20 protein-coding genes and 1 pseudogene are annotated in these 25,083 nt (G+C 57.3%); 11 read left to right on the top strand and 10 right to left on the bottom strand.

Annotated elements, in window-relative coordinates:
* The first annotated feature begins 9 nt into the window (after positions 1–9).
* Positions 10–390, top strand: coding sequence for a hypothetical protein (locus tag CVS30_RS02560; protein WP_110483768.1), 381 nt, complete (start codon positions 10–12; stop codon positions 388–390).
* Between the two features lie 264 nt (positions 391–654).
* Here CVS30_RS02560 and CVS30_RS02555 read toward each other — a convergent pair whose 3' ends face one another.
* Both CVS30_RS02555 and wecB read right to left on the bottom strand, forming a co-directional pair.
* The gene (locus CVS30_RS02555; protein WP_110483767.1) at positions 655–1,242 is read right to left on the bottom strand and encodes a YdcF family protein; all 588 of its coding nucleotides are present in this window, start codon (positions 1,240–1,242) and stop codon (positions 655–657) included.
* 55 nt (positions 1,243–1,297) lie between these two features.
* Positions 1,298–2,440 (bottom strand): non-hydrolyzing UDP-N-acetylglucosamine 2-epimerase, encoded by a 1,143-nt coding sequence (gene wecB, locus CVS30_RS02550; RefSeq protein ID WP_110483766.1) that lies wholly within the window; start codon positions 2,438–2,440, stop codon positions 1,298–1,300.
* 656 nt (positions 2,441–3,096) lie between these two features.
* On the opposite strand from wecB, the gene CVS30_RS02545 reads away from it, so the two are divergent.
* The 6 genes from CVS30_RS02545 (at position 3,097) to CVS30_RS02520 (ending at position 10,967) form a co-directional block, all read left to right on the top strand.
* Positions 3,097–4,668 carry a glycosyltransferase family protein gene (locus CVS30_RS02545; RefSeq protein ID WP_181419666.1) on the top strand — a complete coding sequence of 524 codons (1,572 nt, stop codon included), beginning with the start codon at positions 3,097–3,099 and terminating at the stop codon, positions 4,666–4,668.
* A 12-nt stretch (positions 4,669–4,680) separates the two neighbouring features.
* A complete protein-coding gene (gene wecC / locus CVS30_RS02540; RefSeq protein ID WP_110483764.1) occupies positions 4,681–5,970 on the top strand; it encodes a UDP-N-acetyl-D-mannosamine dehydrogenase in 1,290 nt (429 codons plus the stop codon).
* A gap of 73 nt (positions 5,971–6,043) precedes the next feature.
* The gene (locus CVS30_RS02535) at positions 6,044–6,856 is read left to right on the top strand and encodes a hypothetical protein (protein ID WP_146233298.1); all 813 of its coding nucleotides are present in this window, start codon (positions 6,044–6,046) and stop codon (positions 6,854–6,856) included.
* Between the two features lie 5 nt (positions 6,857–6,861).
* Positions 6,862–9,054 carry a glycosyltransferase gene (locus tag CVS30_RS02530; RefSeq protein ID WP_146233297.1) on the top strand — a complete coding sequence of 731 codons (2,193 nt, stop codon included), beginning with the start codon at positions 6,862–6,864 and terminating at the stop codon, positions 9,052–9,054.
* Positions 9,055–9,135: 81 nt separating this feature from the next.
* The gene (locus tag CVS30_RS02525; protein WP_146233295.1) at positions 9,136–9,996 is read left to right on the top strand and encodes an SGNH/GDSL hydrolase family protein; all 861 of its coding nucleotides are present in this window, start codon (positions 9,136–9,138) and stop codon (positions 9,994–9,996) included.
* Positions 9,997–10,055: 59 nt separating this feature from the next.
* Positions 10,056–10,967 carry a hypothetical protein gene (locus CVS30_RS02520; RefSeq protein WP_110483760.1) on the top strand — a complete coding sequence of 304 codons (912 nt, stop codon included), beginning with the start codon at positions 10,056–10,058 and terminating at the stop codon, positions 10,965–10,967.
* An 874-nt stretch (positions 10,968–11,841) separates the two neighbouring features.
* Here the strand turns inward: CVS30_RS02520 and CVS30_RS02515 are convergent.
* The 5 genes from CVS30_RS02515 to CVS30_RS02495 form a co-directional block, all read right to left on the bottom strand.
* Positions 11,842–12,474: a DUF624 domain-containing protein gene (locus CVS30_RS02515; RefSeq protein WP_245934393.1), complete on the bottom strand. Its 633-nt coding sequence runs from the start codon at positions 12,472–12,474 to the stop codon at positions 11,842–11,844.
* 74 nt (positions 12,475–12,548) lie between these two features.
* Positions 12,549–13,493, bottom strand: coding sequence for a carbohydrate ABC transporter permease (locus tag CVS30_RS02510; protein WP_110483758.1), 945 nt, complete (start codon positions 13,491–13,493; stop codon positions 12,549–12,551).
* A complete protein-coding gene (locus CVS30_RS02505; protein WP_110483757.1) occupies positions 13,493–14,419 on the bottom strand; it encodes a carbohydrate ABC transporter permease in 927 nt (308 codons plus the stop codon). The genes CVS30_RS02510 and CVS30_RS02505 overlap by 1 nt, the downstream gene beginning before the upstream one ends.
* 119 nt (positions 14,420–14,538) lie before the next feature.
* Positions 14,539–15,822 (bottom strand): ABC transporter substrate-binding protein, encoded by a 1,284-nt coding sequence (locus CVS30_RS02500; RefSeq protein ID WP_110483756.1) that lies wholly within the window; start codon positions 15,820–15,822, stop codon positions 14,539–14,541.
* Between the two features lie 88 nt (positions 15,823–15,910).
* Complete coding sequence (locus tag CVS30_RS02495) at positions 15,911–16,924, bottom strand: hydroxyacid dehydrogenase (RefSeq protein ID WP_110483755.1); 1,014 nt, start codon at positions 16,922–16,924, stop codon at positions 15,911–15,913.
* 161 nt (positions 16,925–17,085) lie between these two features.
* Between CVS30_RS02495 and CVS30_RS02490 the strand changes: the two genes are divergently transcribed.
* The 3 genes from CVS30_RS02490 to CVS30_RS02480 are packed head-to-tail and all read left to right on the top strand — an operon-like array spanning position 17,086 to position 22,145.
* On the top strand, positions 17,086–19,089 hold the full coding sequence (locus CVS30_RS02490) for a heparinase II/III family protein (protein ID WP_245934392.1): 2,004 nt from the start codon (positions 17,086–17,088) through the stop codon (positions 19,087–19,089).
* A complete protein-coding gene (locus tag CVS30_RS02485; RefSeq protein ID WP_110483754.1) occupies positions 19,079–20,212 on the top strand; it encodes a LacI family DNA-binding transcriptional regulator in 1,134 nt (377 codons plus the stop codon). The genes CVS30_RS02490 and CVS30_RS02485 overlap by 11 nt, the downstream gene beginning before the upstream one ends.
* A gap of 7 nt (positions 20,213–20,219) precedes the next feature.
* Complete coding sequence (locus tag CVS30_RS02480) at positions 20,220–22,145, top strand: DUF2264 domain-containing protein (protein ID WP_110483753.1); 1,926 nt, start codon at positions 20,220–20,222, stop codon at positions 22,143–22,145.
* 84 nt (positions 22,146–22,229) lie between these two features.
* Here the strand turns inward: CVS30_RS02480 and CVS30_RS02475 are convergent, their stop codons facing one another.
* Together CVS30_RS02475 and CVS30_RS02470 are read right to left on the bottom strand one after the other, a co-directional pair.
* Positions 22,230–23,183: an endonuclease domain-containing protein gene (locus CVS30_RS02475; protein WP_110483752.1), complete on the bottom strand. Its 954-nt coding sequence runs from the start codon at positions 23,181–23,183 to the stop codon at positions 22,230–22,232.
* A 188-nt stretch (positions 23,184–23,371) separates the two neighbouring features.
* Positions 23,372–23,761 (bottom strand): hypothetical protein, encoded by a 390-nt coding sequence (locus CVS30_RS02470; RefSeq protein ID WP_110483751.1) that lies wholly within the window; start codon positions 23,759–23,761, stop codon positions 23,372–23,374.
* Between the two features lie 36 nt (positions 23,762–23,797).
* On the opposite strand from CVS30_RS02470, the gene CVS30_RS02465 reads away from it, so the two are divergent.
* The gene (locus CVS30_RS02465; RefSeq protein WP_110483750.1) at positions 23,798–24,220 is read left to right on the top strand and encodes an alpha/beta fold hydrolase; all 423 of its coding nucleotides are present in this window, start codon (positions 23,798–23,800) and stop codon (positions 24,218–24,220) included.
* A gap of 9 nt (positions 24,221–24,229) precedes the next feature.
* Here the strand turns inward: CVS30_RS02465 and CVS30_RS18210 are convergent.
* Positions 24,230–24,973, bottom strand: a pseudogene (locus CVS30_RS18210) (iron chelate uptake ABC transporter family permease subunit).
* Positions 24,974–25,083 lie beyond the last annotated feature (110 nt).

The following is a 25,083-nucleotide window of genomic DNA, read 5'->3' as shown; positions in this document are numbered from 1 at the left end:
ATCCCGACAATGGTTCGACTCGATGATTTGAACCCGGGCCAGCAAGTCCTCGATACCAAGACGGAATTAATTCATCACAGCATCCGTATGGCCGCTTGCAACACCGCGATGACACTCGCGCGGGAGAGCAGTACCAAAACCAGCTACAAACGTGCCAATCAAGAAGCCCATGCACTCATGCGACAGATGTTCAATCAGAGCGGTGACATCGACACCACCGAGCCCGGCTACCTCACCATCACACTGGACCCGCTACCGGCCAAAGTCAAAACCGTGGCCGCCACTCAACTGTGCACGCACCTCACCGGTACCTCACCAGTACCCAAACCCGCTACCCCGGCACCAACCTCATCCTCCGTTACACCATCAAAACAAAGCCCTCACCTCTGAAGAATTAAATCGTGATGTCAGGAGTCCCGAGAACAGGAGCATCAATATTTATATAGCAGGATGAGGGCTTCGATCATGCCGTAATCGATACAATAGGAATCTCAACTTCTTCTCCCATAAATCGCCACGAAGAATACAGTCTCGACTAAATCGATAAAGGGGTGGTAGACAGTGAGTCTATTCTGATTGCTTCTGCATGCGTATCATCTATTGGCATCAAATTGGTCCAACTTGTTCAGCGGATAGATAGCGTAACTTGCAGTTTCATCGAATAGGGGAATCGCACTCGGGGTACAGGAACACGGTGAGCAGCCCTCCGGTTTCAATGACGAACCGACGTAGCCACTGTTTAGGAGAAAACTGTGGGTCAGTGGCGACCATCTGAACCTTGGACGGTGTGCACTGGTTCAGTAATCGCTCCGCGCGAGCGATGTGGTACTTCGACGTAACGACCACAATCGATTTCCAGCCGTGTTTAGTTGCCAACAAGCCGATGGCGTCAGCTTCGCCTCGGGTGTTCATTGGATCTGGAGTAAAGCAGATGACGTCTGGGTAAATCGTTTCGTTGCTGTGAGTGTCGCAGTACTCATCGGCACTGGCATTACCTTTGGTATCCGTGTTGGAAATTACCAGGTAAGGCGCCTTGATGTCAGACCGAACCATCATGGCATCGAGGAGTCGTTCCTTACTTGCTCCGCCTAGCATCACCACGGCATCAGCTTGCGTGGGTGTGGATGTATGGACGTTATAGAACAGCTGTGACGCTACAATGAGCCAAATTGTCAGTAACACCATTAGGGCCGCTGACACTTTAACTACAGTGCGGCGAAATGGGGTTTTGGTGGCAGGCATCGGACTATTCTATCCGCCTACCTTGTGGGTGGACATTCCGCCCACAAGGTAGTTGCTATGCGCCAAATTCAGCCAAGCGATCACCTTGGCCCAAGAGTTCGCTGATGGCAGCTGTTGTGCGGGCAGCAGCTTTCCCGTCACCGTAAGGGTTCGTCGCATTCGCCATCGCGTTGAAAGCGTGCTGATCCGTGAGGAGCTGATTGACCTCATTGACGATGATGGTTTCGTTGGTGCCAATGAGTTTAACCGTGCCGGCCACGACGGCCTCCGGACGTTCGGTGTTGTCACGCATGACCAATACCGGCTTGCCCAAACTCGGGGCTTCTTCCTGGACTCCACCGGAATCGGTAAGAACCACGTGAGCAAGTGACAACATCCGAGTGAATTCACCGTAGGGGAGGGGCTCTGTCACAAGGACGTTGTTCTTGCCCTCCAGTGCCGGAAGGACTGCTTCGCGAACGACAGGGTTCTTGTGTGCCGGGAGAACAATCACCATGTCGGGGTGAGAGTCAGCCAAAGTTGCCAAGGCGCGACCCACGCCTCGCATAGCATCGCCCTGGTTCTCGCGACGGTGGGTGGTCACCAAAAGGATGCGCTTACCGGAAGCTGCAAGGGTCTCCAACTCAGGATCAGTGAATGGGATTTCTTTACCAACGGTAGTCAGCAGAGCATCAATGACGGTATTTCCCGTCACTACTACGTCGGCGGGGTTGACACCTTCAGCGAGAAGATTCGCTTTGGACGTGCTGGTGGGTGCCAAATGCAGCGAGGCAATTTGCGTTGTGATCTTGCGGTTGGCTTCCTCGGGGAAAGGCGAGAAGAGATTGTGTGAGCGTAGTCCGGCCTCGGCGTGGACCACAGGGATACCCGCGTAGAAGGCTGCGATTGCCCCAGCAGTGGAAGTCGTTGTGTCGCCTTGAACGACGACGACGTCTGGGCGGACAGTCTTGAACAGCTCATCCAGCCCCGTAATGGTCCGGGTCAAGATGTCTGAAAGTGACTGACCGGCCTTGTGGATATTCAAATCGTGATCCGGGCTGATCCCGAAGAGATCATTGACTTGATCGAGCATTTCACGGTGCTGTCCGGTAACTGTCACCACGCACTCGAACGTTGGGTCAGCCTGAAGCGCTGCAACGATTGGGGCCATCTTGATGGCTTCGGGACGCGTGCCATAGATCGGCATAACAACAAACATGGTGCACCTTCGTGGTTTGCAAGGAGAGCGACGGCTCTGGAGGATCAATGTTCCAGACCCCAGAACTGCCGGGGCTCTACGGATGATTCCTTTACCCTACTAGGTCACTAGAGCACTAACCCGCCGTTGCCAATGGGAATTGGCAGCGTTCCTTCAGCTTTCACCCAGCTAACCATCCAAGGATCCCTTGCGTTCACCCGCTGTTCACAAATAGCTGGCTAACTAAATTGCAGCGCTGGTCAGAACAAGCTGGCCTTTGCCGAAGTGACGAGATTTAAGGATCCTAGATGGTAGACCCTCCGCAGGGTGAGCAAACAAACCTTGCAACGGATACCCGCAAGGACGTGGTGCCAACCGTACGAACTGCCTTGTGGCACCTCCGTAAAGGTGGACTCAGTCAAGTCCGTTCCTGGGCACAATCGAAGAACTCGTCAAGCCAAATAGCTGCCCCTGAACCTGCCGTGGGAGCCACAGGCACATGGTCAGGGTCGGGAAATGCACGGCGCCTTGAATTTGCCTCAACCGTCCTCAACCGGGATCTTGGGCCTCGGAACCCTCAAGTTAGGGCCGCCGTTATCCTTGATGATTTTTCAGGCTTGGCATTTGGCAGCGAGTGGAACTGCACTCCACTGTCCAGGAAAACCTGGCGGCACCAAGTGGAAGCCGAGGATTTCAATCTCCTCTTCGTGGAGTCGGCATGGTCAGGCTATAAGAAGGAGTGGTTCGGAAAGCTCGACGGTGAAAACCATGAAGGTTCTGAGCTTTCCGACATCGTGGCGCACTTTGCTGGCAAGGGCATTCCTACAGTTTTCTGGAACAAGGAAGACCCCGTGCACTACGGAGATTTCCTTGCTGCTGCCCGTCTCTTTGACTTCGTCTATACAACGGATGCCGACAGGATTCCGGACTATCTTCGGGACCTTGGCCATGAAAGGGTCGGGCTCTTACCTTTTGCAGCACAGCCGAGAATCCACAACCCTGCGCGTCCGGAAGCGGGATGGCATGAGCGTGACGTTGCCTTTGGTGGCATGTACTTCACAGAGAAATATGATTCACGACGTGAGCAAATGGACCTGCTTCTGGGAACTGCGGCAAGGCTTTCACCATTGATGGAGAACGGCCTGGAGATCTTCTCGCGACAACTCGGGGGCGCCGAAAAATACCAGTTCCCGAAGGAACTAAACACGTACGTTGTCGGCAGCCTTGACTATTCACAGATGCTGACGGCCTACAAGGCCTATAAGGTCATGATGAACGTCAATACCATCACGGAATCATCAACCATGTGTGCGCGCCGAGTGTTCGAAATTTTGGCTTCTGGCACCAACGTCATTTCCACACCGAGCAAGGCACTCAGCCAGCTATTTGCCTTGGGCGAGATCCATATTTGTGCAACCGAGGACGACGTCGCAGAAGCCGTCATCACCTTGACCCGCGATCCTTTTGCTGGCGAGCAGGGACTGCACCTGGCACAGCGCCGCATCTGGGCAGAACACACATATCAACACCGTTGCGAGAGCGTCCTCTCAGCTGTTGCCCCACACCTAGCTGGGGGAGCGAGTCCCAGACGAGTATCCGCCGTCGTGCTTGTTGAAGACAGCGGACAGATACCGCACGTCATGGAAACTCTGGGAGGACAACGCGGCGTGGCGCTTGAACTGGTCCTGGTGACACACGGCTTTAAGCTGAACCACGATGAGATCGAGGGACTTGGGCAGAGATTCCCATCGTTGGCAATCGCAGTTCTGGGAACTGGTTCAAGAGATTCCCGCGCTGAATGCCTCAACAAGGCGATCGAGGTAGCAGCCGGAAATATTGTGGCGCTGATGGATGCCAACGACCACTACGGGCCAAACTATCTCAAGGATCAGCTGTTTGCCTTGGCATATTCAGAGGCAGACGTCGTGGGTAAACGAGCGCACTATTCGCTCAAGATAAAGACTGGCCAAGGCAAATGGAAGTCACGCCAGAGCGAACACCACTGGACCACCGAAGTTCTCGGGTCCACCATCACGGCAGAGATTGAGCGTTTCAGGCTCCTGCCCTTTTCTAACGACGTGCAGGAGCCGGAACAGGATTTCCTTGACCGCCTACACAACAGCGGTGGCACCATCTATTCAGCCGACCGCTTCAACTACCTCCGCCTGACAGGTAAACCACACGCGGCACTGGCTGCGGACAGTGACGGATTATCTCTGGCTACCCACACATCCAAGATCTTCTTTTAGGAGCACATAACCATGAATACGATTAATCATGTTGCAGTGATCGGGCTCGGCTACATTGGCCTACCCACCGCGGCCATCCTTGCCAGCAAGGGTCTGCGCGTTAGCGGAGTGGATGTCAACGACAAGACCATCGCAGCTGTGAACGCCGGTGAAGTTCCCTTTGTTGAGCCGGGGCTGAGCGTAGTAGTCAAGAAAGCGGTAGCTGACGGTTTTCTCAGCGCCATGTCATCGACGCCGGCAGCTGATGCCTACATCGTGGCGGTTCCTACCCCATTCATGGCAGATAAGAGTGTGGACGTGAAATACATCCATGCTGCAGCTGAAGGGATTGCGCCTCAGCTGGTGGGTGGCGAATTGATCATTTTGGAGTCGACATCGCCTCCCGGAACCTCCCAACGTCTGGGTGAATTCTTGATCGAGCTGCGTCCCGACCTCGCATTGCACGCCGGCGAGGGTAAAACCGTCATTCATGTGGCGCACTGCCCGGAACGTGTACTGCCTGGAAAGATCATGGATGAGATGGTCAGCAATGACCGCATCATCGGCGGCGTTTCACCGGAAGCCGCTGAGCTGGCACGCGATCTGTATTCAGTTTTCTGTGAAGGGGAGTTGCTTATTACCGACGCTGCGACGGCTGAGTTGGCCAAGCTGGTGGAAAACTCGTTCCGCGACGTCAATATCGCCTTCGCCAATGAGCTTTCCGTGATCTCCGAGAAATTTGGTGTCAACGTTTGGGAATTGATTGAGCTAGCTAACCACCACCCTCGTGTGAACATTCTTCAGCCGGGTCCTGGCGTGGGTGGACACTGCATCGCCGTGGATCCGTGGTTCATCGTGGCTGGGGCTCCCGAGGAGTCACGACTTATCCGTACGGCGCGTGAGGTCAACGATGCGAAACCACGTTGGGTTGTCGACAAGGTTATCGCTGAGATCGAAGCGTTACCAGCAAATTCAGAGGTGGCGCTTCTCGGTCTGGCCTTCAAGGCCAATATTGATGACCTGCGTGAGTCGCCGGCCGTTGCCATTGCTTTGGAACTAGCGGAACGTCTACCGAATCGCTTGCTCAACATTGCGGAGCCGCACGTGGATGTCTTACCCAATGCCTTTGACGCATTTAGCAATGTCAATCTGCGAAGCATTGATGAGGCGATTGATCGCTCTGGTGCGGTGGCTATTTTGGTGGATCACGACGAAGTGAAGACACTTGACCAAACCGTATTTGGTGAGCGCGCGGTAGTAGATACTCGCGGCATCATGCGAGTCAATAAGGGGTCCAACCAGGCGTCATTGGTGGCGAGCTAACGTGAAGCACTTATTGGGGTTACTGCAGAAGAGTCGCCTGTTTCAAGTTGTTGCCGCACTATTGACCGTGTGTGTGGCGCTCGCCGTGGCGTATATTTTCATGTCCTCGAGACTGTTTTCCTCAGCCAGCAGCCTGGTGATCGCTATAGTGGTGGCTCTCCTGACATTGCGGGTCATCCAGCTTGAATGGAAGACCGCCACAGCGGAGAAGTCACGTAAATTTCGTCGCGCGGAGCTCGATACGCGATTTGAAACACTGAACCGATCGCTGCGCGCTGAAATGACGCGGCTATCCGAGTCGACGCGCGTGGCCATGCCGAATAATGTGGCGCCGGTGGCAATTTCCTCCGCGGTGGCCCATGAACCCTCCGCCGGCATCGTGATTGGCAGAACGGCTGCAAGCGTCCCGGAATCTACTGTGCGCCAGTCTGTCCTCTTTGAACTTTTGGGGCAAGGTGGACGGGGGAACGCACTTCCAAAGATTGCAGGTGTTCTTTCGCCCAGACTGAGGCGTGCTCTGGAGGGGCTTTATGACGTGACGGAGTTGTCTCCGAGCTTTGCCCGCGAACAAATTGCAAGGATCGGTGCCGGGATGGTTGTCATCGATCAAAAAGCATTTGAGAGTGGACCCTGGTATGGCGCCGATTCTGCGACGGGGACGCTCCTATTTGCTGAGCTCAGCAGCACCATCGAAGCGGCAACAAGCGCCGGAAATCCCGTGTGGTTTATCGCAACAGATTCAGTCCCCAGCCCCTACACTAATGAGTTTCGTAAGAGATCAACTGGAGTATTTGGATTTGAGAGCACCGATGTAACTTGGACCGAGGGGCTTTCCGTGAGGTTTGTGAATGCAGTAGACGAGTATGTGGCAGGGGAGAAGAAGTAATGCTCTTGAATCAAAAAACTGAGACAGCTATTGATCCTCTACGAGGTCATGAACGCCGGATTCTCCTCTACGGAGACGTCAACCTCAACATCATCGATGGTTCAGCTATCTGGCTGGTATCTATGGCTGAGGCATTGGCGGCGACGAATTCTCAGGTGACTCTGCTGCTGAAGGCACGTGTCACAAGAGATGGATTTTTGGGCCGAATTGAAGAACTGCCAAACGTAGAGATCATTCAGCCAGAGCACGATGGAAGTGAATCCGATGCGCCGGAATTTGCCCCCAGGGCGGCAGCTCAAAGGTTGGCGGAGATAGACCGCGCCAACCCTTACGACATTGTGATTTGCCGGGGCTCGAAGGTTTGCGCTCATGTGGCAAACTCAGTTCAGCTCAATCACAAGTCATGGATCTACATGACTGATATTCCTCACCCGATTGAAAAAATCGGGGCGGCGCGGCTTAACAAACTACGCACCGGCATTGGAGCGTGCCAACGTGTCTTCGCCCAGACACGAGATGCGCAGTCCTACATCGAGGCCGCTATCCCCGAAGCCTGCGGCAAGACGCTTGTCCTGAATCCTATGGTTCCCGATGAGTACTACGCCTTCATGCCTCGGGAATCTGATGAAGAAATAACCCGGATTGTGTACTCAGGGAAGTTCGCCAAAGAGTGGCGCACCCTGGAAATGTGTGGTTTGCCAGCCGCCCTCATCGATGCTGGGATTTCTGCCACAGTGACAATGATTGGTGACAAATTCCAGCATGATCCAGCGCATAAGCATTGGGCGGCTCACATGGAGACGGCCATACACAATGGTGGAGTCGATTGGCGTGGCGGGATGCCCCGCGATGAAGCAGCCCGGACGGTGGCTGAACATGACATCTCCCTCAGCTGGCGCAGTAGGAAAATGGACGACAGTTTCGAGATCTCTACGAAAGTGCTCGAGTCCGCGGCTATGGGGGTGCCACCACTGATTAACAGGACGGCGGCGCATGAAGCGATATTTGGAGCTGACTACCCACTTTTCCTGGATGATGACGACACAGACTTGGTACTGAAAGTCATTGAGTCTTTGGGAACTGTCAAGCAGGAACTTCGTTATCGAGTGAGAGAGGCTGTAACGTCCTTCTCAATTTCTGCCTCGGCGCAGCGACTTGAATCCTACTTCCGCGCCGCAGAAGCAGACTACTCACTTTTCCCTCGGGGAAAACGAAAAACTCGCGTGGTCCTGGCCAGTCATGACTTCAAATTCGCCGGCGAACTAGTCACAGCTCTTTCCGCCCGGGATGACATTGAGCTGAAATTTGATCGCTGGCCCACACTTCACACTCACCAAGAAGCCCAGTCTCGAGAGTTGCTTGAATGGGCTGATGTCATCATTTGCGAATGGGCTGGGCCGAACGCCGTCTGGTACTCGCAGAACAAGCGGCGGAGGCAGAAGCTGATAGTTCGCTTGCACATGTTCGAGTTGCGAGGCCCGTGGCTGCCCAACATTGATGTGGCTGAGATTGACACACTTGTGTGCGTCTCGGAGCTCTACGAAGAGCGTGTGCGGGCTACTCCAGGATGGGAAGAGGCAAATATTCGAGTCATCCCGAACGCGGTGGAGGGCATTGACTTGTTCCGTCCGAAGCTCAGTGGCAGCGAATTCCGGCTGGGAATTGTTGGAATTGTTCCCGTACGTAAGCGCCTAGATCGCGCAGTCGACTTACTGGCAGGGCTTTTGGAGAAGGATGAGCGGTACACGCTTCACGTGCGTGGACGCATGCCTTGGGAGTACTCCTACGAATGGAACAAGCCCACACAACAAATGGCCTACCGTCAGATATTTGCCGATATCGGGGCCGATGAAAGGCTCCGAAAGGCTGTTGTTTTTGAGCCGTTCGGGGCAGATATGGGCTCATGGATGAGGAAAATCGGATTCATGCTCTCCCCGAGTTCGGATGAGAGTTTTCACCTGGCGCCAGCCGAGGGCATGGCCAGTGGATCCGTGCCAGTATTTTGGCCTCGCCCAGGAGTTGAAGGAATTTTTGGATCACGGTGGAAGGTTTCAGACTCGGCCGCGGGAGTCGACTTCGTCCATGGATTGGCGAGCAACCCGGCTCTCTTTGAAGCAGAAGCCACCGCGGCACGCAGCTATAGTGCAAAGTTTGAAGCGTCGACTGTAGCTGCCAGCTGGCTCGAGGAAATCCTATAACTGACAGCTTGCACTCCGGGTTCGGATCTGGTTTTTACGGGATCCGAAAGGGTCCTGAGTTCACGGTGGAAAGAAGAACGCATGAAGAGATACATCAGATTAAAAGAGCTCCCACCATCAACAGAGAGATTTCATACACCCTCGGAAGAGCAAATTGAATGTTCGGATTCTTCGCTGGTTGTTGAACCCTACATTTGCCGTGTAGATGATCAGGGGTTTATGAAGACAGGCTTTGAAGGGGGTAGCCATCTACAACCAATCGTTATTATGGGTGATTCCTTCGTTGAATCGATGTATTCCGCGGAGGAGCTGAGGTTCGTTTCTCAGGTGGAACGGAACCTTAATGAGGACAGCGAAAAGTACCGTTTCCTCAATGCTGGGTACTCTGGATCAACCTCACTTCAGTTGCTGAATTCATTGATCAACAAGGTGTATCCAACCGTTGGCCCAGGATCAACGATCGTTTTTTTCGCTCCGCATAGCGATAGAGACAACCTGTACAAGGACGGCTCATACTGGAACGGAAGCCAACGAGGAGCCGCACTGCTTCCGGCCTCCGGGGTAGGAAATCCGCAGCTGGTTCATGAGATCGAAGCCTTTAGCTCCGTCTTGACCCTCCTTGCTGCAGCGTCAAAGGCTCTGCAGCTGAATCTCATTTTGGGTACGGCGCCATTCAGGGTGGCTGATTTTGCTTCCGACGCTCCTCTAAGGAGGCTCTACCGACGAAGTCGAGAAAACTATGAATTGGGTCTACAACGTCGGCGAGCGTTTTGTGCGGAAGTGAGGAACTTTTCACGGGAAAACAACCTGCCGCTTATTGACGGTGAGATTGCCCTTGCCGGCGATGCGAGCTACTTCTACGACGAACTGCATCTGAACAGCACCGGTCACGAAAAGTTTGCCGAGTTCGTCTCACCTGAGCTGGCCAAACATTTGTCGTAACCGAATCTGGCACGATGTAGAAACTTTCCCACGCGAACAAAAAGAGTACTAGGTATCTAATGGCCAAGAGGAATTTGAGTAGATTCAATGCCTTTGACATCCACACGTATGCGAGCATCGATGAGTTTCTTGCTGCGGATGTCCACGAGGGAATCTCCACCATCTCCTATAAGGGACTGCCACTGGATCTATTGAACGTGAACATAGGGTCCCGCAGCACGCTAATCATGTTCCATTCGGCGCTGAGCAACAATATGCAAACGTTGCCGGTTTTCTCGGGCCAACGCCTTGCGGAGCGACTTAACATGAATCTGCTATCAATTTCCGATCCATCACTGGGTATGGATGAGAGCCTCCGTCTTACATGGTTCATGGGCAATAGGAGACAGCCTCTGATGGAAGATCTTCCTCATGTTCTCTCACATGTTGTACGGTCACACCATTTTTCCCGGCCGATCTTCTTTGGCGCTTCGGGCGGGGGATTTGCGGCCCTCCTATTTAGCCGAACCGTAGAGAATGCAATCACAGTTGTGGCAAATCCCAGGATAGATCTCAGCCAATCCCCAAATCCTAACCTTGCGCCGTATCTCAAGCACTGTTTCAATGCAGTCGGAACTACTCCTGCGGTGCGAGTCATGCGTGACAACATGGTCATGCAATTGCAAGCAGATTATGCCAAGGGACACGTCAACGACATCGTCTACCTCCAGAACGTAAAGGATGCATTCTTCCTTACAAAAAACATGCGCCCCTTTATTGACGCGCGACGTGGCAGCGGTACGTTATGGCTCCTTCTTGATGACTACGGCGTAGGGCATAAACCCGTCCCCACTGAGGTCTTGGAGTCGGTGCTGCGGAATGTGAAGGTAGCAAGCAGCTGGGTGGGTTCGGGGCCAGACGAGCTGCGCCTTAGAAAGAATCCATCAGTAGTGGATGTGGACGTGTGGGTCGATGATTTGATGTCGCGCTAGATTTGCTGAAGTTTACGGAATTCTTCATTCGAGCAAGAGTCTCGGACAATTAAGGCAGAACTATCTGGATTCCCCAAATTCGGTTTTGGCACCACGAGTCAATCCAGATTCATTGTGGCTGTCCTGCTCACTTCTAGGTGCCACGTCCTGCCTGACTAATGCAGATCAGAGCAGTATTACCATCAGTCGGGCACTGCCAGGCAGTGAGTACTACCGCCCGGCACGGCCCTTGACACTTAGGTCATGCCCATGTATCAAGGGCCGAGGTGGCATTCGAAAAGTGTGGGTGCCTGGCGCCGTCGCTATTTCTGCGCGAAGGTATTTGGCCTTGGAATCGCTAAGCGCACCCAAACCGCTTTCGCTCAACAGTGGTCCCGACTACAGTGTTTTCCGCTGTGTCACCGCGATACCCGAAGCTATCGTGGCACCCACGAGCAGCGGTCGGTGCACGGCATTGTCTACCTCACCCGGGAATTTGTCGTGTTGCGCGGAGCACAGTGCACAATAGCGGAGCAGCCATGGACGACGCGCAAAGGGCGAGCCTCGCCTTCAATCCCTTGCTCCATGTGAACTATTCCGTGGTGTCTTCTTGAATTTCATCAACGGCATGGGCGCATCCGGAGAAACACGATGGCAGGTCCCTGCAAAATGAGAGCGATCGCCTATTACTGCACTGCTTCCGTCGTGTTGCAAAATCAACACCATGGACAATAGTTCACCGAAAATGAGAATCCTGGTGGAGGCCCAAAAGATCGACTTTCATGTCCCGACGGACTCGAGAGCCAGAGCCAGAAGATGAATTGGCTGTGATGGCGAACTCTTCCGGCGACGGTCCCTAAAATTGGTTCCTGGCAAAGATTCCTTTTCGGAAGATCTATTGGGACCGCAAGGCTGCATGGAAAGCGTATGAGGCGTTGCTCCAGATGACGAACAGCAGCGGCGCCGGCGCTAGGGCGACGCCGAGAATTGGTTGCAACACCGCGGCCGATACGATGATTCCCAGCAGAAGGAACATGCCAAGGCTGAGATACCACCGCTGAACTACCAGATACAGGGCGGCCTTCAGGATGCTCTTGAGGCCGGTGTCAGGAAGGTTTACAACGCCGACAATCGTCGTCACCGTCAGGCTCACCGAGACTGCGGCAACCATAACGATCAACGGGACGAGAACTGCAGCCCCCGGCATTGTCTGAACGGCTACCAAATCCAAACCGAGGAACAGCAGCACCGCGACGGCGAGCACGCCGAGCAGTGCGGTTCGCTTGAAGCAGCGCTTGTATCCCTTGAGGAACGCAGCCACTGGCTTGACCGTTCCGGCATCGTCATTCAATGCACGGAAGGAGTCGAAGATACCGGCGAGCGACGGGGCAATCGTGACCGAGAGGATTAGGAAGAACGGCCAAGCCGTTGCAGGATCCGCCACCAAGGCTAGACAGAAAACGAGCGGGGCATTGGCCAGAGCGAGCAACACGTTTCCGGCGAGGAACGTGTATACGAACGCGAACATGCTCCCAAAGGTTTCAAATCCTGGCCCGACCCACCGGCGCCGCTTTGGCCGTGTCAGGTGCTGGCTCACAGCACTCATCCTTTCATTCCGCTGGTGGCGATGCCCTGGATGAAGTAGCGCTGCCCGATCAAGAAGATGATGAGGATGGGCACTACCGAGATGACCGAGCCGGTCATGATCATGGCGTATTCGGCGTCGAACTGGCCCACGAAAGAGCGGAGCCCCAGCTGAACCGTCCAGAGGCGGTTGCTGGTGAGGTAAATGAACGGACCCATGTAATCGTTCCACGTGTTCACGAAGGTCAACAACGCAAGACTGGCCAGTGCCGGCTTGGACAGCGGCAGAATGACGCGGGCCCAAATGCCGTACTCACTCAGACCATCGATGCGTGCCGCTTCGCACAGCTCGTCAGGAATGGTCATGTAGTACTGGCGCATCAGGAACACCCCGAACGCACCGAAGGCCTGCAAAAGGATCAGTGAGGTGAAGCTGTTGGTAAGCCCCAGCTGCTGCATCATGATGTACTGCGGCACCATGTAGGCCTGCCACGGAACAGCGATCGTACCGATGTACGCCAGGAACAACACATCGCGGCCCGGGAAACGGACCTTTGAAAAGCCGTAGGCGGCCAGCGAGCCGGTGAGAACCTGCAAACAAGTGATGATGACGGCTAGGTACAGCGAGTTCTGGAGGTAGCCCATCATGGGAATCCGGGTCCAGATCTCCGTGTAGTTGCTCCACACGAACTCCTGGGGGATCCATTGGATGGGAACCGTGAGAACCTGATTGTTTTCCTTTAGGGAGGAGGAAATCATCCAGAAGAAGGGAACGAGGAGCGCAAACACCAGGACAACGAGTACACCGTATACGACGATATTGATGGTGCGTGACTTCTGTTCGCGCGTTTTGTGCCGGAGCCGTCCGGACTTTTGCGGTGAACCAGGGCCGCGGCGGCCAGTGGTCAGCTCAGTGCCCAGAAGGGGCGCTTCGGCCTTGAGCTTTTCTGCCATGTTAGTCATTAGCGTTCCCTTCGCTGTTGGATTTTGAACTGCAGGACGGTCACCGTTAAGACGATCAGGAACAGCACCAAGGAAATCGCCGACGAGTAGCCGAACTTCCCTTCACCAATACCTTCCTGATAAATCAGCTGAGACAGGACAGTGGTGGACCGGCCGGGGCCGCCATCGGTCATGACGACGATCAAGTCAAAGACCTTGAAGCTGGAAACTGTCAGCATCACCAGGACGAAGAAGGTGGTGGGTCGAAGTGAGGGGATCGTGACATTCCAGAAGCGCTGCCAGGCATTGGCGCCGTCAACTTCGGCGGCTTCATAGAGTTCGGCGGGAACTGCCTGCAGTCCGGCTAAGTACAGGATCATGTAGTAGCCCATGTCGCGCCACACGCTGGTGATAATGACTGCGGGCAGGGCCCAGTCGGAGCTTGAGGTCCAACCCGGGGGATTGGCTACGCCGACTGTTTGCAGGAACTGGTTGATGGGACCTGTCTCTGGGCTGAAGAGCATGTTCCAAACGACGGCGACGGCCACCAGTGAGGTGATGTAGGGGAAGAAAATCGCCACACGGAAAAAGCCGATGCCCTTGAGCTTGCGGTTGAGCAGCATGGCCAAGACAAGGGCCAGTCCCATGGTGAGCGGCACATGGCCGAGGGCATACAACAAGGTGTTGCGCAGGGCAATCCAGAAAGAGTCACTGCCGAGCATACGTTGGAAGTTCTCCAGGCCCACCCACTTGGGCGCGCTGAAGGAGTCCCATTCCATGAAGGAGAGGGCGAAGGCGGCCAGCACGGGAATGAGTGTGAAGGCCAGAAATCCAAGGAAGTTGGGCAGGATGAATGACCATCCGATGAGCGCGTTGCGCCTGGCCTGCTTCCTGTTGCCACGGCCGAGCAATGGTGCCGTGGCCTGAGTAGTTGTTTCAGTAGTCATGATGACCGCTCCCGGAACTGGGAGCGTTCCTCCATTTCAGAATCCGGAGTGTTCAGGTCCGGTACTGTGCCGCGCTGGGCTCAGGTGAGCCACGGCGCGGCACCGTACCGGTGGGAGTGTTACTGGTTGAGAACTTCTTTTTTGACGCGCTTGTCCATCTCGGTGATGGCGTCATCGACGGACTTTTCGCCAACCATGATCAGGTCATGCTCCTGGTTGAGGATGGTGTCCGTGGCTGCTGACTTATCGCTGACGGGCATTTCCAATGCTGTCTTATCGGGCGAGAAGGCCTTCTTCGACAGCTCGTCCGTAGCCATTCCGTCCAAGGTGAAGTAGGCCTCTGTCACCGAGGCATCCTGGAGGGCTGGCACCACACCAATAGCGGAGATTGCCTTGGCGCCTTCAGCACCGGCAGCCCATTGAATGAATTTCTTTGCTTCATCGGAGTGCTTAGCGTTCTTGTTGACCGCGAAAGCCGTCGGAGAACCGAACGTGGTGATCTCGCCGTCGGCCGTCTTCTGAGGCATGGGAGCCAGACCCCAGTTAACGTCCGTCTTGCCCGCCTTTTTCGCCTCCAAAATCCCGGCAATGTACCAGGTGCCCATAGGCATCATGGCGGCCTGTCCGGTCTCAAACATGGTGCGGTAACTGGTCTTCTGGCTCTTGGCTGTGCCGTAGGGAAGGGTGGCGCCGCTCGTCTGCAGATCGAGTGCCGTGTTGTACTGATCCTTCATGAAACCGTACTCCCCGCTGTTCTGATCAGCGTCGTTCTGGGCAGCCGAGATGGCCTGAACAACAGAACGCCAGGTGTGCTGGTAAGTTCCGTAAACCTTTTTCCCGTCCTTGGTAGTGCTCAGTTTCTTGGCGATATCCGCGTACTGATCCCATGTCAGGTCTGTGGGGTCAGCAATACCGGCAGCCTTGAACATGTCCTTGTTGTAATACAGGAGCCAGAAATCCTGACGATATGGTGCGGCAAAGTATTTGCCATCCAGGTCGAAGGCGTCGATGCCGGCGAGCTTGTCCTTGCCCACAGTGTCGACCACGTCATTGATCTCCTGCAGCTGGCCATTGTTGGCGTAGCGGGAGTAATCAATGACGTTCTTCATGGTCAGGACGTCCGTGGTGTCGCCACCGGCCAGCATGGTGGTGACCTTCTGCGGGTAGTCGTCAGCCAGGATGTCGACAGGTTCAATGTTGATGCCAGGGTTGGCGGCCTCATAGGCATCAAAGAGGGCCTTGAACTCCGGGGTGCCCTCGTAGTTCCACACAGATACGCTCAGGGTCGTTTTGCCATCTTGAGCGCCGGCGTTGTCAGCCGGTCCGGCGGCACCGGCACAGGCCGACAGTCCGAATCCGGCCGACAGTGCCAGCGCGATTGCGGTGAGAGTTCTGCGCTTCATTGCGTTTCTCCTAGGTGTTTTCGTGGTGCCGCGGCTGCGGCCTATTGGGTCTTGGTGTGAAGTTTTTCGTACGGGCGTTCGTAGCTAGCTACGCGCTGAGCCGGAGGTCATCGTGCAGTACCTGAGCCACAAGACTCTTACCTGAGAGGTATCGTTCGAGGTCATTGACGGCGGCATCGGACATTCTTCTGGTTTCAGTGCCCAGAGAGCCCGCTATATGAGGCGTAAGGATCACATTGGGCAGGTCGTAGAGGATGGAGTCCGCCGGGAGGGGTTCTGGTTCGGTGACGTCCAGCAGGGCTTGGATACGTCCCGTGGCGCACTCAACCTCGAGGGCCGCTGTGTCGACCAGGGCCCCGCGGGCGGTGTTGATCAGCGTTGCGTGGTCCTTCATCATGCGGAGCTCAGCGGTGCCGATCATGTTGCGCGTCTCGGGCAGATCCGGTGCATGGATGGTGACCACATCGGAGCTTGACAGGAGTTCGTTCAAGGGGACCAGCGTGCCGCCGGCAGCCGCCACCAGAAGGGGATCGACGTGAGGATCACTGACAAGGCACGTGACGTCCTGGAGTTGCTGGACCAGCTGGACCACACGACGCCCAATGCGTGAGAAGCCGACGACGCCGATGACGCGTCCGATATTGCCCAACTCGCCACGGCCTGAAACGTAGCCCCAGTCTTCACGGAAGCTGCGAGCATCATTGGCCAGCACTTGCGCCTTTTTTCCTGCCAAGACAATCGAAGCGAAGGTGAACTCGGCTACCGGGATGGCATTCGCGTCAGCGCCGTTCGTGACCGTGATGCCCCTGTCCCACAGATTGTCGGTGACGAAGCTTCGGACAGTTCCGGCGCAGTGGAACACCGCACGCAGTTTCGGCATGCGCTTTAGCCGTTCCGCATTGAGCTGCGGGACGCCCCAGCTGGTGACGAGGATTTCAACATCTTCCAGACGCCCGGACACTGCAGGATCTTCCAAAGAATCTGTCCACGGTTGCGCTCCCAGATCGACCAGCTGCGCCAGCCGGTCCAGTCGCTTGGAGTCGAACTGATCGGCAAAGGTTTCGCGATTCATGACCAGCAGGGCGTGAGGTTTATGCGACATTGGCGAGCCTCCCTTCGGGTCGTGGTCGGAATGTTCGACCAGTTATTTATGTGTTGCATCACATCTAATAATCAGTACATACTGATAAACAAGATTGTTCAATCAAGATAATCGAAGTTGAACTGAAACGTTCAAAGTCGAACAAATGGGAGAGATTTCTGATGGCAGGGCCCGCCGAAACTGCTTCCGTTGTCGCAGCGCACAAGGACGCCACGAGTCCACTCAACGCGGCTGGTCCGCTCAGAGCCATGTGGGGCCGCAAAGTCACCAACGACTCGCTGGAGTTGCTTTTGGTCGGTTCGCGCGATCGGCTCAGCATTCGACCAGCCGATGATGACGCTTGGCAAGGAGTGGCTCCGGCTGCGGTTGAGCTTCTCGTTGACCAGGCGACAGCTGAGCGCGGCACCCCGTGGCCGCAGCCGCTGGTATCCCACTATTCCCGGTACTTCCGTGACGGAAACCGCACCGCCTACGAGGCCCTAGTGGGAGCGCGGCAGCAGCGACTGACACGCGCGGTGGTGATGGCGGCTCTGCGCGGCGATACCACTGAATGGCTGGATGAAGTCATCGACGGCGCCTACCTGTTGTGCGAGCAGAGCTCGTGGAGCTGGGCGGCGCACGACGACGTTTTCGCCGTCTCGGGCGAGGTTGTCCCCGATCCGGACCGCCCTTTTCTGGATCTTGGCGCCGGCGAGGTCGCTGCCCAGCTTGCGTGGATCGACCAGGTCTTGGGTGAACGATTGGACCGGCGGGCACCCGGCCTGAGACGGCGCATGCGATACGAAACTCACTGCCGGGTGATCCAGCCGTTCGTGGATCGCTTCGACTGGCATTGGCTCGGATTCGATGGCGATGTTCACAACTGGAATCCCTGGATCCACTCAAACATCATCGCGGCAGCGCTGCTGCTGGTTGATGATCCGCAACTGCAGGCGCACACCATTTCCCGGTGCATCGAGGGACTGGACCGTTTTCTGGCATCGATCCCGGACGACGGCGCCATTGATGAAGGTTTTGCCTATTGGTGGAACGGGGCTGGCAGAGCGCTGGAAGGACTGGCCATACTGGACGAGGCGAGCGGCGGAGTTCTGAGCGCTGATGCGCCGGTAGTCCGTGCCATGGTTTCCTTTCCGCACCGGATGCATCTGGGTGGCCGGTGGTTCTTGAATGTGGCCGATGGCCCGGCCCGTGCAGCTGACGGACTGCCGTGGGACATGCTGTACCGGGCGGCAATCCGGGTCGGCGATGTACATGCTGCACAACACGCTGAGGCATTTGTTCGTGATCACGTGGATTCGAAAGCCGGACTGGGCAGGGTTCTGCATTCGTTGCTCCAACCCGTGCCAGGACCGCCGGCAGCGAAATCGCCTCAACCCCCACTTGCTGCCTTCAGCTACTTGCCGTCGGTGCAAATTATGGTGGCCCGGCAAAGATCTGGCAGTGCACACGGACTGACGCTGACGGCCAAGGGCGGACACAACGGTGAACACCACAACCACCGCGACGTCGGATCCGTGGTGGTTGCGCTCGATGGTGTGCCATTGCTCGTCGATGCAGGCCAACCCACTTACACGGCGCAAACATTTGGTCCGGACCGGTACCAGATTCGCGCCATGCAAAGTTCCTGGCACAACGTTCCGGCACCCTTTGGGCTGGAACAGGGGACCGGTGTGGAATACGGTGCCACCGTCATCGAGGAACCCACCGGCGCTGCACCAACACTTACCTTGGGACTCGGCACTGCGTACGGATTTGCCCAAGCGGAACAATGGATTCGCACCGCCGCCCTCAATCGTGAAGACGGTTCCATTGTGATCGGGGACCGCTGGGAGCTGCCGACGTCCGCGAACTCTCAAACACGCCAGCCGGATGTCGCTATTGCCTACCTCATCGCCGGAACGCTGCAACTAAGTGACGATGGCATCGCCACCGTCTGGTCGGAGGGCATACCCGGGGTCGCTTGCATACCCGGCCACAGCCGCGGCTTGAGGCTGCGCTGGAAGCCAGGGACCGCCGTCGTGCATGTGGATGAATGGATCCTTGACGATCCGCTATTGCAAGACATTTGGGGAAAGAAGTTGACGCGCCTGCGGTTCCGATCCCCTTCCGCAACGTCAGCCACCGGCGAATTCTCTGTGATCATGGAGGCAACAAATGAGCAATGACTCGAATCAGAAGGGCGGCGGTAAATCGCTGTTCGCACTACAGCGACGTGAACTGCTCATGGACGAACTCCGTGCCCACGGAGCCATCACGGTCCGGGACATTGCCGCCAAACTTGGCGTCAGTGAATTGACCATCCGGCGCGATGTCAACAGCCTCGCGGACGGGGGTCTGGTATCCCGTGTCCATGGCGGCGCCACGCTACGTAGTCCACTGGACCGGACAGCGGTGGCGGGGAAACCTCCGGCGTACAGTTACGCGATCGGCATGGTGGTGCCGTCGCTGGATTATTACTGGCCGCAGGTCATCAGCGGGGCGAGGGAAGAGGCGGAGGGGCAGAACCTGAGAATCATGGTGCGCGGCTCGGCCTATGACGCGAGCGACAATCGCCGCCAGGTACAGGCGCTGCTCGACACACAAAACATCGACGGGCTCATCGTGGCCCCGGACATGGCTGGCGCTCCCGGGCGCGAGCTGTTGCGCTGGCTCAATGCCCTGCCGATTCCCGTGGTTCTAGCGGAACGCAGGACGCCGTCAGACATCCCTGCCCACCGGCTGGAATGGGTAGCAACAGACCATGCGTTCGGAGCCGGAATGGCAGTGCGGCATCTGTGGCAAGAAGGCCATCGTGCGATCGGCTGTCTGACGGATACCAGCAGCCCCACGAGTCCCCACGTGGTTCGAGGCTGGCAGCAGGCAATGGCAGCTCTGAACATCCCTCCCGAGAATCAGTTCTACGGTGAATCCGCGAAACTCGACAATGGTGAGCGCGCACAACACTTTGATGATGTCCTGAAAAGGTGCCAAGAAACCGGGACGACGGCTTTGCTGGTCCACTCCGACACCCAGGCCGTGGCCTTCGTGCAGCACTGCGTGGACAAGGGCATCGAGGTGCCCGGCGACATGGCCATTGTGGGCTATGACGACGAGGTGGCCTACCTTGCCGAGCCAGCCATTTCCGCCGTCAAACCGCCCAAACGCTATGTCGGCAAGGTAGCGGTGCAGCTCATGGCCGCCCGTCTCGCTGAGGGCCGGATGAGACCGGTGCACCGGATCCAGCTCAACCCGGAACTGATTCTTCGCGAGTCCTCAGTTGGGGCTCAACGGACAACCCACGAACCCTGAGGAAGCAATGCCAACCACCACTTCACGTGCTGTTCTGACCCTGCCCCCGCTGGATCATGAGCTGTCCCCACACACCGGCCAGACACGGGAACATTGGTGTGCCTACGCGGATTACCTGCTGCGCTCTGCTCAACGGTTCGGCACGGCCGACCATGCGAACATCCACCTGCCTGGAGCCAACAGCGTTTACGGCCCTCGCAGCGATGCGTTGGAGGCGTTCGCCCGCACGTTCTTATTGGCGTCCTTCCGCATGGCCGGGGATCCTGAGGGGACTGGCTGGATTGCCCAATGGTATGCAGAAGGGTTGGATGCGGGGACGAATCCTGCCAATCCCGACCGCTGGCCCACGCCCGGCGAGCTGGGGCAGGCGAAGGTCGAGGCCGCATCCTTGGCCGTGGGCCTGGCACTGACCCGTGACGTGCTCTGGGACAAGCTGTCTCAACGGGTTCAGGAGCAGCTGATCGCCTGGTTCGAGACGGTTATTGGCGAGGAATACCCGCCCATCAACTGGGTGTGGTTTCAGATCGTGGTGGAGACCTTCCTGGCCAGCGTCGGCGGGCGATACTCGGATGCAGATATTGATGCGGGCCTGGCCATCCACGATTCCCTCTACCGTGGGCACGGCTGGTTTGCCGACGGTCCGGAGCGCGCCTACGACCACTACAACGGCTGGGCGTTCCAGGTCTACCCTCAGCTGTGGGCGCTGATGGCTCCCACGGATCCACGGGTGCTCGCCCGTTCCACGGTCGACGGCGAGCGGCTAGCGGACTATCTCGACGACGCCGCCGACCTCGTGGGCGGCAATGGTGCGCCGCTCATTCAGGGGCGCAGCCTTATTTACCGCTTCGCCGCGGCAGCACCTTTCTGGGTGGGTGAGCTGTCCGGCCACACCCGGCTCTCGCCTGGCGTAGCCCGGCGCGCGTCCTCCGGCATGCTGGACTACTTCCTCCGCCGTGGCGCCATGAACGACGATGGTCTCCTCACCCTTGGTTGGCACGGTGAGTTCCCCGGGATGCGGCAGGCCTACTCCGGTGCGGGCTCACCGTATTGGGCGGCCAAGGGATTCCTTGGTCTGGCACTGCCAGCAGACCACCGCGTCTGGACGGCAGTCGAGGAACCGCTGCCGATAGAGGTGGGCAACACCCGGCGGCTCATTGCCGCGCCCGGCTGGCAAGTCGACGGCACGGCGGCCGATGGCGTGGTCCGTGTCCGGAACCATGGAACCGACCACGCCAACCCCAGTGTTGCCGTGGCGGACTCGCCACTGTACGCGCGGCTGGGCTACTCCACGCACACGTTCCCGGACCTAGAGAGCGAATCTCTGGATAATGCCGTGGTTCTGGTCAACGAGGCCGGTGAGATGACGCATCGCACCGGATTCGAATTCCTCGGCCAGGCCAACCTGGCAGGAGTACTGGCCAGTGCATCACGGGCCACGACCAACTGGATCACTATTAATCCCGACGCCGGACCGGATCACGGCAGTGGCGTGGCGGGTACTGCTGTGTCTGGCCCCGAGGTCACCACTGTGTCGCTGACGCATGGGGCTGTGGAGTTGCGGCTGGTCCGGGTCCGTGGCTGTTCGCCGGAGTTGCCGGCCACCCTGCAGATGGGCGGCTGGCCCGTGGACGCTGAGTCAACGCTCATCAGCGAGATCCGTCCCGTGGCAGGAATTGGTTCCACGCTTGACGATTCCGGGACGTGGAGCAGGACGTCGCCCCATCCCATGGGGGAGTGCCTGAAGATTCCGTGGATTGGTACCGCCGGTGCCGCGGTCGACGGCGATTACGCCGCCGTCGTCGTCCTTGGGGGCGAAGGCTGCCGTGCGGAACTGGATGGCGCCCGCTTGGGAGGGGACGATCAGTTCTACTTTGCCGATGGCGCTGTGGTTGATCTTGCCGTTATTTGGGAGAGGTTCCAGCCCACCGGTTAGCCGACGTCGACTCTCACCCGCCACGGACACCTGCCTCCTCATCGAGGTGACATGTCATGGTGATGTTTTTGCGGAACACCACCACTACATGTCACCTCGATGAGGACTATTCGGGCGCCAGTTTTTTGCGCGCAAGGCAGCAGCTATTTTTTGCACGACAGCTGGGTGATCACCTCGTAGATCGTTGCGTGAGATCCGAATTTCGACCCAGCCCAAACGCTTCGTGGTCTCCAAACGCTCAATATCGTGCTCATACTGTCGCGAATCGTTGTGGTGGATGCCGTCGTATTGCAGACTGAGCTTGTATTCGGGGTATGCGCCGTCGGGCCAGAGCACAGCGACCCCATACTCATTCCTGACGACGACGTTGAGCTCGGGTTCGGGAAGGCCCGCTTCAACCAATGCGAGACGCATGAAGGTCTCGGGAGGAGAATCGGAGCCCACCCTAATGAGTTCCAGGGCAGCGCGGGCTTTGCGTATTCCTCGGACGCCCGGATGATGGGCAATGACCTGAGCCAGATCTTCAATGGTGCACTTCGCGGTGCGAGGGGCGGGGAATTCGGGTCCGTGACTGCACACCAGAAAGTCACCAGCAGCGATCAGATCATTGAGTGACAGGCTTGGCGCCAAATCCAGCCACGTCCGGGCGCAACTTGTTAGCCGGACGCCATTGAAGAGCCAAATTTCTCCACTTAGGAGATTCAAACGATGCCCGACGACGTTGGCCCGCCGTGGGGCTCTCTGAGCGGCGGGGTTAGCCAAATGGATCCGCCAATCTTCTTCACGGCCCCATGGCAAAGGGATGCCCCACAGGTGCGCCGCGGAGAGATGGCTCAAGACACTGCGAGGATTGACCTCCGTATATGCTGCCAACGCTGCGGATCCCTTCAGCTCCGCGTCGGTGGGCACGCGTATACCTCGGGAGACGTAGATGAGATCACTAGCCCTGGTTCGTTCGCGGGGTACGCCCGCGGCGTCGGAATTCATGACCGTGAACGACGTCTTACGTAGATGCTTTGGAAGCTCGAATCGGTGCATACTCAATTGTTTCCCGAACGTTTTCCGGGAAACCGGGAGATGTAAGGTTTATCCACAGGCCCGGAGTTCTACCCCGAATTCGAGGTGACACACAATGGTGATGTTGTCGCGCAACATCACCATTGCATGTCACCTCGATTCAGCAGGCGATTTTGGAGCCCTTCTCTGGGTGTCCTTTCCCTCGTGGCTCAGCAGCTGTGGGACGGGTACAGCAGTGTCTGGTGCTGAGTCACTGATTTGCCGTCAACGGTGGCAGTCACCTCGGCGTCGACGGTTCCCTTGGCGATATTCTGAGACTGAGCATTGAAGGGATTGAACCGGGTGGCTCCCGGGTCCAGATCGTTGAAGGTCTTGGTCCCGAACAATGTCTTCAGGACCACAGTGACGCGCAGATCGCTGTCATTGACAACGCTCACCTTCATTTTGACGTTGGGCCCCGCGCAGCTCTGTTCCGCCGCAAGCTTGACCGGTATGGACTTGACCAGAAGTGCCTGTGCCTCGGACAGCTTCCGTGCCGCTGTATCCGCCGCCTCCTGGATGGCGGCGTCGTCAGCCAGGACACCACGGGCGGATGCCAACGCAGCAGCGAAAGGTGCCCATGACGCCGTCGTATATTGGTAGCTATCAGCGCCAACCTTGATCCCGGCGTCTTCACCCCCGCAGCTGGCAATGGCCCCAGACTGGACTCCCCGCCGTCGGCTCCTATTGCCGGGGAACCGAAGCCGGATTTGGAGCGGATGCATTATGGGCGGCTCTCGCCGGATGGTGTCGGGCATGCAGACGGGGTCCTGGCTAAACTCATGCGGCTGTGGACCAGCGAGCCGAACCTCGATCCGGCCCATCTGGCCGCCGTCAGCGCACCGAAGCTCATCATGTCGGGGGACCGGGGCTCAATCCCGCCGGCGCACAGCCTGCTGATTGCGGCGTCGATTCCGGGGGCGCAGCTCGCCATCGTGCCCGGCGCCGGCCACGGGTTGATTGCTGAGCGCCCGGAACTGATCAGCACCCTGATTCGGGACTTCCTGGCCCACGCCTGACGCGGCAGGCTACCCGCGCGAGCGCCGGAGCAGCCATACGAAGTAGGGGCCGCCCATCAGGGCGATCATCAGCCCGGCTGGAATCTGGGCCGGCGAAATCAGGGTCCGGCCCAAAATATCGGCCACGGAGACCAGGAGCGCGCCCAGCAGCATCGACACCGGGATCAGCCGGCCATGCCGGGCGCCCACCAAGGCCCGGGCGGCTGTAGTTACGATCCGCGTATCGCTCAGAGGCTTCCACACATCAACAGCCAGATCCATGGTCCTTAGAAGAGCAGTGAGCGCGTTAGCTTTGGCTGTTCGTTCAAGCGTCATCTGTTCTCTAGCATCCACCAAAACACCGTAGAGCCGAACGAATCCCGTCGTCCTGTCGTGGATTGCGTAGATGAGGCTCTTCAAGTGGCAGTGCCGTCGCAGCAATAGCGGCGGCATCTAACAGGTCTGATTTTCCGGCACCACGCCGGGCTGGACCATATGTCTGGGGTCCCTCCACCACACGGTAACCAGTGCGTGAAACTGTGCCTGTGAGTAAGGCACCGTAGCTACCGACCCCTTCAATGACCCAGAGCGTATCAGCGTAGCCTTGAGTACGGCGCGCTACCCAAGAGGTCGCCCGCTTCCGTCCCGGGACGTACTGGAGAAAGTCTCGATGCCGAGTTGCTCACCGTTGGCGGCGGTCACGGCGTAGGTATGGGTTCGGGCATGGGTGTCTACACCGATAATGAATGGATATAGATGCGCGACAGTGGGCATTGATACTCATTCCTTTCTCTTTGACGGTTCGGATTGTTCCGGCCATAGTGCGGCCGGCAGCCCGCATGGGGGTCACTCACGAGGCATTCCTGTAACGAGCCACAGACATC

It is taken from the genome of Arthrobacter psychrolactophilus, assembly GCF_003219795.1.
In the GTDB taxonomy this organism is placed as follows: domain Bacteria; phylum Actinomycetota; class Actinomycetes; order Actinomycetales; family Micrococcaceae; genus Specibacter; species Specibacter psychrolactophilus.
Note: the sequence above shows the minus strand (reverse complement) of the source record. Positions and strands in the feature narration are given on the sequence as shown.